This window comes from Maribacter thermophilus, from assembly GCF_001020565.1.
Classification (GTDB): Bacteria; Bacteroidota; Bacteroidia; order Flavobacteriales; family Flavobacteriaceae; genus Maribacter; species Maribacter thermophilus.
Map to the genome: position 1 here is coordinate 2,897,613 of NZ_LDAS01000001.1, position 12,928 is coordinate 2,910,540.

General features: G+C 39.2%; 12 protein-coding genes. 6 read left to right on the forward strand and 6 right to left on the reverse strand.

The window, feature by feature from the left end:
- Nucleotides 1–38: 38 nt before the first annotated feature.
- From AB657_RS12490 to AB657_RS12515, 6 genes are all read left to right on the forward strand, one after another.
- A complete protein-coding gene (locus AB657_RS12490) occupies nucleotides 39–428 on the forward strand; it encodes a DUF2721 domain-containing protein (protein WP_047246788.1) in 390 nt (129 codons plus the stop codon).
- A gap of 312 nt (nucleotides 429–740) precedes the next feature.
- Nucleotides 741–1,418 (forward strand): succinate dehydrogenase cytochrome b subunit, encoded by a 678-nt coding sequence (locus AB657_RS12495; protein WP_047246789.1) that lies wholly within the window; start codon nucleotides 741–743, stop codon nucleotides 1,416–1,418.
- A gap of 12 nt (nucleotides 1,419–1,430) precedes the next feature.
- A complete protein-coding gene (locus AB657_RS12500; protein WP_047246790.1) occupies nucleotides 1,431–3,446 on the forward strand; it encodes a fumarate reductase/succinate dehydrogenase flavoprotein subunit in 2,016 nt (671 codons plus the stop codon).
- A gap of 65 nt (nucleotides 3,447–3,511) precedes the next feature.
- Nucleotides 3,512–4,258, forward strand: a complete 747-nt coding sequence (locus AB657_RS12505; RefSeq protein ID WP_047246791.1) for a succinate dehydrogenase/fumarate reductase iron-sulfur subunit — start codon at nucleotides 3,512–3,514, stop codon at nucleotides 4,256–4,258.
- Nucleotides 4,259–4,323: 65 nt separating this feature from the next.
- Nucleotides 4,324–4,797 (forward strand): very short patch repair endonuclease, encoded by a 474-nt coding sequence (locus AB657_RS12510; protein WP_047246792.1) that lies wholly within the window; start codon nucleotides 4,324–4,326, stop codon nucleotides 4,795–4,797.
- Nucleotides 4,798–4,890: 93 nt separating this feature from the next.
- On the forward strand, nucleotides 4,891–6,045 hold the full coding sequence (locus tag AB657_RS12515; RefSeq protein WP_047246793.1) for a methionine aminotransferase: 1,155 nt from the start codon (nucleotides 4,891–4,893) through the stop codon (nucleotides 6,043–6,045).
- Here AB657_RS12515 and AB657_RS12520 read toward each other — a convergent pair.
- The 6 genes from AB657_RS12520 to AB657_RS12545 all read right to left on the reverse strand — a co-directional run bounded on the left by AB657_RS12520 (nucleotide 6,042) and on the right by AB657_RS12545 (nucleotide 12,845).
- The gene (locus AB657_RS12520; protein WP_047246794.1) at nucleotides 6,042–7,193 is read right to left on the reverse strand and encodes a serine hydrolase domain-containing protein; all 1,152 of its coding nucleotides are present in this window, start codon (nucleotides 7,191–7,193) and stop codon (nucleotides 6,042–6,044) included. The two genes, AB657_RS12515 and AB657_RS12520, sit on opposite strands and share 4 nt — an antisense overlap.
- A gap of 20 nt (nucleotides 7,194–7,213) precedes the next feature.
- The gene (locus AB657_RS12525) at nucleotides 7,214–7,729 is read right to left on the reverse strand and encodes a GNAT family N-acetyltransferase (protein WP_047246795.1); all 516 of its coding nucleotides are present in this window, start codon (nucleotides 7,727–7,729) and stop codon (nucleotides 7,214–7,216) included.
- 65 nt (nucleotides 7,730–7,794) lie between these two features.
- Complete coding sequence (locus AB657_RS12530) at nucleotides 7,795–10,164, reverse strand: prolyl oligopeptidase family serine peptidase (RefSeq protein WP_047246796.1); 2,370 nt, start codon at nucleotides 10,162–10,164, stop codon at nucleotides 7,795–7,797.
- Between the two features lie 378 nt (nucleotides 10,165–10,542).
- Nucleotides 10,543–10,911, reverse strand: coding sequence for a lipocalin family protein (locus AB657_RS12535; RefSeq protein ID WP_047246797.1), 369 nt, complete (start codon nucleotides 10,909–10,911; stop codon nucleotides 10,543–10,545).
- A 574-nt stretch (nucleotides 10,912–11,485) separates the two neighbouring features.
- Entirely contained in the window at nucleotides 11,486–12,142 is a 657-nt protein-coding gene (locus AB657_RS12540) for a 3-oxoacid CoA-transferase subunit B (RefSeq protein WP_047246798.1), read from the reverse strand.
- Between the two features lies 1 nt (nucleotide 12,143).
- Nucleotides 12,144–12,845 (reverse strand): CoA transferase subunit A, encoded by a 702-nt coding sequence (locus tag AB657_RS12545; protein ID WP_047246799.1) that lies wholly within the window; start codon nucleotides 12,843–12,845, stop codon nucleotides 12,144–12,146.
- Between the last annotated feature and the right edge of the window lie 83 nt (nucleotides 12,846–12,928).

The following is a 12,928-nucleotide window of genomic DNA, read 5'->3' on the forward strand; positions in this document are numbered from 1 at the left end:
TATGATGCGTTTTTATTTTACTTGACAAATAGATAGTTATGGAACTTACTTTAGGAATACCTGCCTTGCTTTTCCCTGCCATTTCATTGACCATGTTGGCTTACAATGCACGTTATTTGGCAATAGCTGCCCTAATTCGCCAATTAAACCAAAAATATGAAGAAACAGGGTCCAAATCGGTAGGTCTTCAAGTAAAAAAATTGCGAAAGCGCCTTACGATCATAAAAAACATGCAGGCCACTGCTATTTTCAGTTTTTTATTGGCCGTTATAACCATGTCGCTAATCTATATAGAACTTCGTTTTTGGGCCAATATGGTTTTCGGGGTAAGCCTTCTTGCCTTAATGATTTCGTTAATATTATCGTTTATAGAAGTACAATTATCTACAAAGGCTCTTGAAATTCAACTGAAGAATATGGAAAACTGACCCGAACACGGTAGCTTCGGAATTATTCTTAATGCTATATTACCTTCCTGTTTATAGGTCTAAAAAGTAATTTTGAACTTAACGGAAACTTATTCGTCTTACGTTCTCAATCCCTTTGTATTTTATAATTTTTCTTTCTAAAAGAAACTAAATTCTAAGGCCTAAGACATACGGCAGTATCCAATTTTTTAGAACAAACCGTGAACCTCCTTCTTTACATCCTTAAAATGGGTCTAAATAAGAGTACTAAACCCCTAAAAACTTGTTAATAACTGGCCCGTGCTTTAAATTCGCATATAAAATTAACAACTAATGAGCGGATTTTTTAAATCTTCAATTGGCAGAAAATATGCGATGGCCCTCTCTGCCTTTTTTCTAATGATTTTTCTTCTTCAGCATTTTGCCATTAACTTTTTATCAGTATTCAGTCCGGAGGCCTTCAACGAAACCTCACATTTCATGGGTACTTTTTGGGCGGTACAATATCTTTTACAACCAGTTCTGATATTTGGTGTAATCTACCATTTTGTTATGGGTTTTATTCTTGAGGCAAGAAACAGAGGAGCAAGAGTAAGCAAGTATGCCAAAAACAACGGTGGTGCCAATTCATCTTGGATGAGCAGAAACATGATTTACAGTGGTCTTGCGATATTGGCTTTCTTGGTATTGCATTTTATTGATTTCTGGATTCCAGAAATCAACACCAAATATATTCAAGGAGACATGACCGGTCTATTGGCCGATGGAGAAGGTTACCGATACTACGAAGAGCTTACCCATAAATTTGTAAGTCCGTTACGTGTAGGGGCCTACGTAGTTGCCTTTATATTTTTGTCATTGCACCTAATGCATGGTTTTAGTTCTGCATTTCAATCAGTAGGGGCAACGTCTATGAGAAAGAAAAAGCTACAAACTTTTGGTAAGGCATATGCGATTATAATACCGTTAGGATTTATAATCATTGCCCTTTATCATCATTTTAATCATTAATACCATTTACTTATGTCTGTATTAGACTCAAAAGTACCTAAGGGTCCGTTGAAAACAAAGTGGACCGATTATAAGGATCATATTAATTTAGTAAACCCGGCCAATAAACGTAACATCGACATTATTGTCGTTGGAACTGGTTTGGCAGGTGGATCTGCGGCCGCTACATTGGCAGAATTAGGTTATAACGTAAAAACCTTCTGCTATCAAGATTCTCCACGTAGGGCCCACTCCATTGCTGCCCAAGGTGGTATCAATGCAGCTAAAAACTATCAAGGTGATGGCGACTCGGTATATCGTCTATTCTACGACACTGTAAAAGGTGGTGATTATCGTTCTAGAGAAGCAAACGTATATAGATTGGCGGAAGTATCCGCTAATATAATCGACCAATGTGTTGCACAAGGGGTTCCTTTTGCACGTGATTATGGCGGATTATTGGACAACCGTTCTTTTGGAGGGGTACTTGTATCCAGAACCTTTTATGCAAAAGGACAGACAGGCCAACAATTGTTATTGGGTGCCTATTCTGCAATGAACCGACAAATTGCGAGGGGTAAGATCGTTCCTTACAACCGCCATGAAATGCTAGATGTGGTTAAAGTGGACGGTAAAGCTCGCGGAATTATTGCCAGGAACTTGGTAACGGGAGAACTGGAAAGACATTCTGCACATGCTGTTGTAATTGCTTCCGGTGGTTACGGAAACCTTTATTTCCTATCTACCAATGCCATGGGGTCAAATGCAACCGCCGCATGGAAAATTCACAAAAAGGGAGCATTTTTTGCCAACCCTTGTTATACACAAATACACCCAACATGTATTCCTCGTTCAGGAGATTATCAGTCTAAATTAACACTGATGTCAGAATCTTTACGTAACGATGGACGTATTTGGGTTCCTAAAAATATTGAAGACGTAAAAGCTATTCGTGAAGGCCGTAAAAAACCTACCGATTTAAGCGAAGACGAAAGAGATTATTACTTGGAACGTCGTTACCCTGCGTTCGGTAACTTGGTTCCACGAGATGTTGCCTCAAGGGCAGCAAAAGAAAGATGTGATGCCGGTTATGGTGTAAATGCCACTGGCGAGGCGGTATACTTAGATTTTGCCTCTGCGATAGAACGTTATGGTAAAGAGCAGGCAAAAATCCATAATATCCAAAATCCATCAGCAGCAAAAATCTATGAATTAGGAAAAGCGATCATAGAGGCCAAGTACGGTAACCTATTTCAGATGTACGAGAAAATAGTTGATGAGAATCCGTACGAAACACCTATGATGATATACCCTGCGGTACACTATACCATGGGAGGTATTTGGGTAGATTACAACTTAATGACGACCATTCCTGGTTGCTATGCTATCGGTGAGGCCAACTTCTCTGATCATGGTGCCAACAGATTGGGAGCTTCGGCCCTAATGCAAGGTTTGGCGGATGGTTATTTTGTACTGCCTTATACCATAGGGGATTATTTATCCAACGAAATTAGAACGGGTAAAATTCCGACCGATACCCCAGAATTTGACGAAGCAGAAAAATCGGTACAAGATAAAATCGATTTCTTTATTTCTAACAACGGAAAGCACTCTGTTGACTACTACCACAAAAAACTAGGTAAGATCATGTGGGACAAGTGTGGTATGTCTAGAAATGAGAAAGGATTAAAAGAGGCCGCATCTGAAATTAGGGAGTTACGTGAAGATTTTTATAAAAACGTAAGTGTTCCTGGTTCTGCCAACGAACTTAACAGCGAGCTGGAAAAAGCGGGTCGTGTAGCCGATTTCTTGGAGTTGGGCGAATTGTTCGCGAAAGATGCCCTCTTAAGAGAAGAATCTTGCGGTGGTCACTTTAGGGAGGAATCAGTAGAACTTGAAGGTGAGCAAAAAGGAGAAGCGAAAAGGAACGATGCGGAATTTGCATATGTAGCGGCATGGGAGTATAAAGGAGACCCTTCCGAAGCTGTTTTACATAAAGAACAATTAGAGTTCAATGAAATAGAATTAAAACAAAGAAGTTACAAGTAGTTGATGGTTTGTTCAAAATGATTGGGGCAATCCACTTGAACAACTAGCAACCAAAACGAAAAAATATGAATCTGACGTTAAAAATTTGGAGGCAAAAAGGACCAAAAGATAAAGGTTCAATGGTCGATTATAAAGTAACGGATATATCCGAACACATGTCCTTTTTGGAAATGATGGATGTTTTAAACGAACAACTGATCAACAAAGGGGAAGAACCGGTTGCTTTTGACCACGATTGCCGTGAGGGAATATGTGGTATGTGTTCCATGTACATCAACGGAGAGGCCCACGGACCTGATAGGGGCGTTACCACCTGCCAATTACACATGCGTATGTTCAAAGATGGTGATACCATAACCATAGAGCCATTTAGAGCAAAGGCATTTCCTGTAATTAAGGATTTGGTGGTAGACAGAAGTTCATTTGACCGCATACAACATGCCGGTGGTTATATTTCTGTAAATACCTCCGGTAATACGCAAGACGCCAATGCCATTCCTATTTCAAAATATGCTGCGGATGAGGCTATGGATGCCGCAACCTGCATAGGTTGTGGAGCTTGTGTGGCCAGTTGTAAAAATGCCTCTGCCATGTTGTTCGTAGGTGCCAAGGTTTCACAATATGCCCTACTTCCACAAGGTCGTATAGAAGCTGTAGACCGCGTTAAGAACATGGTAGCACAAATGGATTTGGAAGGTTTTGGTAACTGTACCAATACCGGTGCATGTGAAATAGAGTGCCCTAAAGGAATATCTCTTGAGAACATCGCCCGTATGAACCGCGAATATCTATCGGCCCATATTAAAGATTAAAATATTACATCATAAAATTTTCAAAATCCCATTCCGAAAGGTGTGGGATTTTTTAATTTAGGGAGATGCCCAAAGAATATCCAGAAGAACGTATTATAGTTCCACGTTTTAACGAGGAATCGGGTTTTTACACCACGCCACAACGTTCTAAGATAATGAGCAAGATTCGAGGAAAGAACACAAAACCGGAAATGGCTTTTAGAAAAGCTTTGTTCGCCGCCGGATACAGATATAGAGTTGACTACAAAAAACTCATTGGCAAGCCCGATATTGCCTTAAACAAGTACAAAACCGTCATCTTTATTGATGGGGAATATTGGCATGGTCACAATTGGGAGGAAAGAAAACCCAAAATTAAAACCAACCGTGAATTTTGGATAGCCAAGATAGAACGCAATATGCAACGCGACCAAGAAGTAAACGCCAAATTAAAAGAAATGGGATACACCATTTTCAGGTTTTGGGAAAGTGAAATCAAAAAAGACCTCGATAGATGTCTTCAAGAAGTTATAGATCATTTAAGACCCAAAGAAACATGAATGCGTTAATGGCCTACAAGGCCTAAATAAAAGATCATACTGGAGCAACCAAACTAGACCGGTCAAAGACCATAAATCTCTATCTTTATACCAATGAGCACCACGGTTCCAATTATCTCAAAACTACCCGATGTAAAAACTACTATTTTTACTACCGTCGGTAATCTGGCAAGAACATATAACGCTATAGATCTATCGCAGGGATTTCCAAATTTCGAACCTGACCCAAAGTTGATATCCCTTGCTTCAAAAGCAATGTTAGAAGGGCACAACCAATATGCCCCCATGCAAGGGTACCACGGATTAAGGGAGGCCATTTCTAAAAAGATCCTAAAACAACACAACCATCTTTACGATGTAGAAAAAGAGATAACCGTTACCACTGGCGCAACACAAGCCATTTTTACCGCAATTACCGCCTTTATACGACCAGGAGATGAAGTAATTGTAATAAAACCGGCCTATGACTGTTACGAGCCAGCAATAACGGTAAACGGCGGTATTATCGTGCCATTACAACTTAGCAAAAATGGTTACATGATAGATTGGGATGTTTTTAAGCAAAAAATAACCCAAAGGACGAAAATGGTGATCATAAATACGCCCCATAACCCTAGTGGACGCATCTTCACCAAAAAAGACATGTTGACCCTACAGAAAATTCTAAAACCCACCAACATTATTTTATTGAGCGACGAGGTATACGAACACATCGTATTTGATGGCCAACAACATGAAAGTGCCTCTAGATTCGATGACCTGGTACAACGCAGCATCGTTTGTGCTTCTTTTGGCAAAACATTTCATGTAACTGGATGGAAAATCGGATACTGTGCCGCACCGGCCAAATTGATGCAAGAATTTAGAAAAACCCACCAATTTGCAGTCTTTTGTGTAGACCATCCTAAACAAAGAGCCCTATCTACCTATCTTAACAGTGAAGAAAACTATCTGGCGATAAACGATTTTTATGAGCAAAAACGCAATTATTTCTTGAAAGGCCTGTCCGGAACCAACTTTAAGTTTAAACCTGCCGAAGGAACCTATTTTCAATTATTGGACTACTCAGATATAACGGATGAAAATGACGAAGATTTCGCCAAAAGATTAATTACCGAACATGGGGTGGCATGCATACCCATTTCATCGTTTAATAAAAATCATAGAGACGATAAAATGCTCAGGTTCTGTTTTGCAAAAAAGAAAGAAACCCTTTCAAAAGCGCTAGAAATACTTTCTAAATTTTAGGGTAGTGCAGCGGTAACCTTACCCATAAATTCACCGATCTTATTAGGTTCTAACCATCGTGTGACCACTACCAAATCATTTTTTCTGTCTATGACAATAAAGTTGCCACCAAAACCTGCTGCGTAATAAACATCTTCCGATATTCCTTCCCAATGTCTATCTCCCTTTTTGTTCAACCACCACATATAACCATAATTAACGTTGGGCTCCGATGGTTCAATCGCCATTTGTATCCATTTGTCACTAAGTAACCTCTGACCCTTCCATTTTCCATTATTCAAGAACAACAGACCAAACCGTGCCATATCCTCGGTATTGATAAACATACCGGCCCCGGAATGTCCCCCACCTGTAACCGACTTCATTTTTATACCATCTATAACCGTCCATGCATGATCATACCCATACCATCTCCAAGTGGTACTCGCCCCAATCTTATCCATTAAATTTTCTTTTAAAACCTGGGGCAATGGTTTCCTCCATACATGGGTCAAAGCGTAAGCCAAAACGTTTACCCTAACATCGTTATATTCCATTACAGAACCCGGCTTATTCGGTGTTGCAAATTTCCAATCGTCTATAGTACCCGTACTTGGTGGCCTATCGGCCCAATCTTTTCCACCCCAAAGCTCACCCGACCATGCAGAATTTTGTTGTAGCAAATGCTTCCAAGTAATTTCAGAGTTATGGGTACCTTCAAAAGTACCATCCCATACATAATCTGCCACCTTATCTGCGGTACTTGCAATCAACTCTTTGTCAAAAGCCAGCCCAGCAGTTGTGCTCAAGAAACTTTTCGTAACACTAAAGGTCATATCTACCCTTTTGGTATCGCCCCAGCTGGCAACAACATATCCATTCTTAAGAATCATACCTGCCGGGCCACCCCTTTTCTTGGTAGGTCCCAATATTTTATGATAAGGTTCTTTTTCAAATCCTTTTAATATGGCAATACGCAAATCTCGTGAACCTGAATATTCGTTGTTCATGGCAAAATCTACCGCCTCGTCCAGCTTTTTACCGTTCACCTTAAAATTTTCGGGATCTTTTTGTTCCCAATCCGCATTGCGTTCAGGGAAATAATAATCCTGTGCACTAATCGTAAAACACGACAAGAGCAAAAGGGCAATTACAATTCTAGGTATCATACATTTTATTTTTCTGATTACTAAAGGTCCGAACGCATTAGCCAATCGGTCTGTTTATCGTTCCCAATATAATAAGGGTGCGTTCCGAACTGATAGAATTGTTGGCGTTCGTAAAATTTTATGGCCCTTTGGTTCTTTTCCCAGACCCCAAGCCATAAAAACGATTTTCCTAAGTCTTTGGCCATCTTCTTGGCCTTTTCAACGATTATTTCTCCCAATCCCCTGCCTTGAAAATTACGTAAGACATAAATACGTTCCAGCTCCATACTTTCGGGAAGTTTAATATCTGTTTGCGCATTATTGGTATTCAACTTAAAATACCCTACCAACTCCCCATTGCCATACACAAAATAAAACGCCGTTTCTGCATTGTTTAATTCCGTATACAATCGTGGCCTTGAAAAGGCATGGGCTATATATGCATCAAAATCATCCGGATTATTTTGATCCTTGAATGCAGTTATAAAGGTAGCTTTAGAAACCTCTACCAAAGTATCTAAATGTTCCTCTCCACATTTCTGGAAATTGATTTCCATAATTATCGCATAATATGATGATTTTAGAATTAGGTCCTTAAACAAATATTGACAAAAAGCCTTATTTATTTGACCAGCGTCTCTTGAAACAATTTAAATATACGTTTGTATTCATCTGTCCAACTACTTGGCTCTACAAAGCCATGTCTTTCTACCGGATAAACCGCCATTTCCCAGTCTTCCTTACCAAGTTCTATCAATCTTTGAGAAAGTCGTACCATATCTTGAAAATGCACATTATCATCGACCATTCCGTGTAGAATTAACAGTTTGCCCTTTAGCCCCTCTGCAAAATATATGGGAGAACTTCTTCTATAGGCAAGACTATCCTGTACCGGAGTATTTAATATATGGGCCGTGTAGGTATGGTTATAGGCAGCCCAATCACCAACTGAACGGATGGCTGCGCCCGCACTAAAAATATCAGGAGCATTGAACATTCCCATAAGGGTAATAAACCCACCATAGGAACCACCATAAATACCAATTTTATCGGGATCTACTCCATATTTTTGCATAAGGTACTTGGCTCCGTCCACTTGGTCCGATAGGTCTTTACCGCCCATATGACGATAAATTCCCGTTCGCCAATCGCGTCCATACCCGGCACTACCTCGATAGTCTATATCCAAAACGGTATAACCGTTATCTACCAATAGATTGTGGAACATATATTCCCTATGATAAGAACTCCACCATTTATGGGCATTTTGCAAATATCCCGCACCATGTACAAAAATTACGGCTGCGTTGTTTTTTACGCCGGCTTCGGGTGTATAAAGTCGTGCATGCACCTTAGCACCATCAGAAGCCGGAAAAGTAATTATTTCGGGATCTTTCCACTGGTAACTATCAAACTCTTGAGTGTTGGACTTAGTAATTCGAACAGGTTGGGTCTTATTACTCTTTAAAGGATTATTTTGCAAGTATAACTCTGTTGGTTTGTTGGAATACGAATACAGTATGGCCATATACTTTTCATCGGGAGACAATGTAACCTCATTTTTACCTTCCATGCTCGTTAACTGTCTTAGCTTACCCCCCTTAAGGTTCATGGTATAGAATTGCCTATCTCCAGGATGGTTTTTATTGGCCGTAAAGTACCATCGTTTTTTATCCTTGGAAATAAAGGGGTCGTATATTTCAAATTCTCCTTGGGTAAGAGCGGTTTTGTTTCCCCCTTTCATGTCCATCATGTAGATGTGGGAATAACCTGTTTTTTCAGACATGTACCAGATATGCTTGCCATCGGGCATCCAGCCCAATGCTCCTCCACTAAACCATCCAGTGATTCCTGGGCCTCCTATCCAAGCCTCATCATGTTGTCTATCTAACTGGGTTATTGTACCCGTTTCCGCATCTAACAAAACGATCCACCTATTTTTATAATTACTGGCCTGAACATCTAAAATGGCCTTTGAACCGTTTGGATGCCATGTAGGGCTACTAATTCTACCAACAGGATTGTCGTTCACATATGGTTTGTCCGGATAATCCTTGGCAAATTCGGGAATGTCGTTTAGTCCTTCTAAATTTTCGAACGAAACCTGATAATTTTTACGTTTTGTTCTATCGTACACAAACATTTCATATACCGGAAGTTCGTCTCCTACCTTAGTTCTAGTGGTCTGATCTTCGGTATAACCAGATTCTGTAACGAAGTGGGGAACTATGGTGCGTTTGTTCTTTTTGGTTTCCATTAGCACATAGGTAACAAAGCGACCTGCCGGACCAACTTTTAAATTTACCAAACGCTTTTTGCCGTATTCCAAGGATAATGGTGCTTGGTCTTCTAATTTTTTAAGTATTTCCTCTTCTTGATCCCTCTTCTCTTTTCTCTCGCGAAGTACTTCAAACAAGCCCAACTGGTCTTGATACAGCCATTCGTCCTTTGAACTTTTTTTAGGCTCCTTCTCTACCCTTTCAACAAAATCGGTGATTTGTTCGGTAGTTCCCGTTTTAAGATCCCAGGTGTATAAATTGTCCTCTTTTACGTACGCTACCTTTGTACCGTTTTCTGTAAAATGGGGGTTGGATTCTCTTTCTTTGGTTTTGGTAATAGGTAAGGATGTATGTGTCGTCTTATCAAAAAGAAATATATCCCCGTTTTTGGTATACACACTTTTTTGTTGGGTCGGATGATCCAACATTCTCGCAGAAGGAAGCTTCTCCGCATCCATAAAACCTATTTTTTTAATTTGCTTGTCAGCAAGTTGATAGCCGTAAAGTGAATCGCTAAAGGCCTTTTCAGGATTCCAATTAAAATAGATAGTAGATTGATCCGAGGCCCAAAAAACATTGGAAGGCCTGTGCCCAATAAAATCATCACCCTTCATAATTTCTTCAATTTTCAATGAAGAAATATTTGATTGCTGGGCAACCAGTGGCAACACATTTAATAAAAAAACCAAAAAATAGAACGTACGCTTGATCATGAGCCTATTTGTACAAATTAGTTAGAAATATTATTATTAAGATACTAGGCTAAAAATAGGAATATTTTAAGCGAATTTTAAATGACTTCCTAAATTATATCGATATAGACCAAAACTTGCATAGCCCTACAGAACAGCATAGCGGTCGTTTACATTTCACATATGCCGTTTACAGAAAATATGGCACAAAAAAAGGAACAAATTACTTTGCTCCTTGGGGGGATTTTTGCTTTTAGTCCTATTAGAACATAAATAGCTTCTTGGTAAGCATGAGCATGGCTTTTAATAGAATTCTAACCTCTGATGGGGATTCTTGTTTAAAAGCCGGACTTTGATAATGTTTGGTTTGCATAATAAGTAGGTATTAAAAGTCTATGTTTAATTTTGTTTGATAGCCAATGTGTCTCCTGTTAAACGTTGAAGATGTGTCCCTTCTTCATTTTCGATTAGTATTGCTTGATCGTCCGGAAAATCTGTTCCTGGGTAAGATATGGTGTATATGTTCCCCTCAACGGTCCATTTAAAATCGGTTAAATAGGTAATTTCCCCATTATTATATCCGTGAAAGCGTCCAAGATATACGTCATTAAAAATCCATTCTTCCTTATCCACCACCATCTTGTTGATATTGGTTGCGGCTTTCACATTATGTTCCCATATACCGATGACAGGGTCATCATTCGGCTCAATTTTAGAACAAGAACTAATCAAAATAAAGAGCAGTACACCATTAAATAAAGTTCGCATGATCGGTTAAGTTTATGAAGTGATTTGGGATTCACTACTAATTTACATTTCAAATATATGTAATATTTTTCCTACAAATATATATTTTGTGGTAAAACTTATTATTATCGATGTGTAGACAGGCAAACTTGTTATATAACGCGATAAAAGTGTACTTTTTATCGATTAAAGTAATATAAAAATAATATATTATCTAATACACTAATACTATGGCGAATGATTACAAAACAATAAAAAAGGTCTTTAAAGTATAGGTATAAAAAAAAGAGCAACTTTAAAAGTTGCTCTTTTTTAATCTTTGTTCTAGGTTACTAGCCTAAAGCATAAATAGCTTTTTGGTCAATAACACGATACCACTAAAAAAATCATTGTGATATACCTGTACTTTTTCTTCTGGTGCGATGTGGTTTTGGGTATTCATTAGGCTATATTTTATTCGATTCCGTTGGGTTTTTCGTAACTCGTCATAAATATAGGAAAATAACAAATAAATATTTCAATTAATGTTGTAAAGACATTATAAAATGTTGTGAACTATAGAAAGTATTTCCTTATTCAAAAAAACCGTGCAATTTTAATCTATCCTCATTTCCGGTATCTCTCCATTTACTATCAAATTTCCCTCGGTAGCATCCTTTATCTCTTCGACACTTACCCCAGGTGCCCTTTCCAACAAAACAAAACCCTTAGGGCCTACCTCTAAAACCGCTAAATTGGTAACAATCTTTTTTACGCATTGTACGCCTGTAAGAGGAAGAGAACATTTTTTTAAAAGCTTTGACTGCCCAGACCTGTTCGTATGCATCATCGCCACTATAATATGCTCAGCAGATGCAACCAAATCCATGGCCCCCCCCATACCTTTTACCATTTTACCTGGAATCTTCCAATTGGCAATATCTCCATTTTCGGCTACTTCCATAGCCCCCAAAATGGTCAAATCTACATGCTGCCCCCGGATCATCGAAAAACTAGTGGCAGAATCAAAAAAAGATGCGCCAGGCAATGTGGTAATGGTTTGTTTTCCGGCATTTATGACATCTGCATCTTCGTCTCCTTCAAAAGGGAAAGGTCCCATGCCCAAAACACCGTTTTCACTTTGGAATTCTACACTAATATCGTCTCTGACAAAATTAGCCACCAAGGTGGGTATACCTATTCCAAGATTTACATAATAGCCATCTTTTACTTCCTGCGCAATGCGCTTTGCTATTCCGTTCTTATCTAACATTTTAATTTCTTTTTCTTACGGTTCGCTGTTCTATACGTTTTTCATAGTTGTTACCTTGAAAAATTCGTTGAACGAATATTCCGGGAACATGTATTTGGTTCGGATCCAATGCGCCTGCAGGCACCAATTCTTCCACCTCGGCTACCGTTATTTTCGCGGCACCGCACATGCACGGGTTAAAATTTCTTGCCGTACCCTTAAATATTAAATTACCGGCTTCATCTCCCTTCCAGGCTTTTACAAAGGCAAAATCCGCCTTAAAGGCCTCTTCTAAAACATACATTTTACCATTAAATTCCCTTGTCTCTTTACCCTCTGCAACCTCGGTGCCATAACCGGCCGGCGTATAAAAGGCCGGAAAACCACTCTGCGCCGCCCTGCACTTTTCGGCCAAAGTACCCTGTGGTGTTAGTTCCACTTCCAATTCACCACTTAACATCTGTCTTTCAAATTCGTCATTTTCCCCTACGTAAGAAGAAATCATTTTTTTTATTTGGCGTTTTTGAAGTAAAAGACCAAGTCCAAAGTCATCTACCCCAGCATTATTGGAAATACAGGTAATATCCGATATTCCCAACCTTACCAATTCGGCAATAGCCTTTTCGGGGATACCGCAGAGGCCAAAGCCTCCCAACATAAAAGTCATGCCGTTCTGCACACCTTTCAGTGCTTCCTCAACACTTGATACCGTTTTCTTTATCATAACCTCGTTTAAATATCATATTACTAAAATAATGCTTTTAATTTGATAACATAAAAAAACCCTAGCGCTTGCCAGGGTTTTAT

Bases quoted from the DNA above. Each gene is read 5' to 3' on its own strand.
- AB657_RS12490 (WP_047246788.1), top strand. From the start codon at position 39: ATGGAACTTACTTTAGGAATACCTGCCTTGCTTTTCCCTGCCATTTCA.
- AB657_RS12495 (WP_047246789.1), top strand. From the start codon at position 741: ATGAGCGGATTTTTTAAATCTTCAATTGGCAGAAAATATGCGATGGCC.
- AB657_RS12500 (WP_047246790.1), top strand. From the start codon at position 1,431: ATGTCTGTATTAGACTCAAAAGTACCTAAGGGTCCGTTGAAAACAAAG.
- AB657_RS12505 (WP_047246791.1), top strand. From the start codon at position 3,512: ATGAATCTGACGTTAAAAATTTGGAGGCAAAAAGGACCAAAAGATAAA.
- AB657_RS12510 (WP_047246792.1), top strand. From the start codon at position 4,324: ATGCCCAAAGAATATCCAGAAGAACGTATTATAGTTCCACGTTTTAAC.
- AB657_RS12515 (WP_047246793.1), top strand. From the start codon at position 4,891: ATGAGCACCACGGTTCCAATTATCTCAAAACTACCCGATGTAAAAACT.
- AB657_RS12520 (WP_047246794.1), bottom strand. From the start codon at position 7,193: ATGATACCTAGAATTGTAATTGCCCTTTTGCTCTTGTCGTGTTTTACG.
- AB657_RS12525 (WP_047246795.1), bottom strand. From the start codon at position 7,729: ATGGAAATCAATTTCCAGAAATGTGGAGAGGAACATTTAGATACTTTG.
- AB657_RS12530 (WP_047246796.1), bottom strand. From the start codon at position 10,164: ATGATCAAGCGTACGTTCTATTTTTTGGTTTTTTTATTAAATGTGTTG.
- AB657_RS12535 (WP_047246797.1), bottom strand. From the start codon at position 10,911: ATGCGAACTTTATTTAATGGTGTACTGCTCTTTATTTTGATTAGTTCT.
- AB657_RS12540 (WP_047246798.1), bottom strand. From the start codon at position 12,142: ATGTTAGATAAGAACGGAATAGCAAAGCGCATTGCGCAGGAAGTAAAA.
- AB657_RS12545 (WP_047246799.1), bottom strand. From the start codon at position 12,845: ATGATAAAGAAAACGGTATCAAGTGTTGAGGAAGCACTGAAAGGTGTG.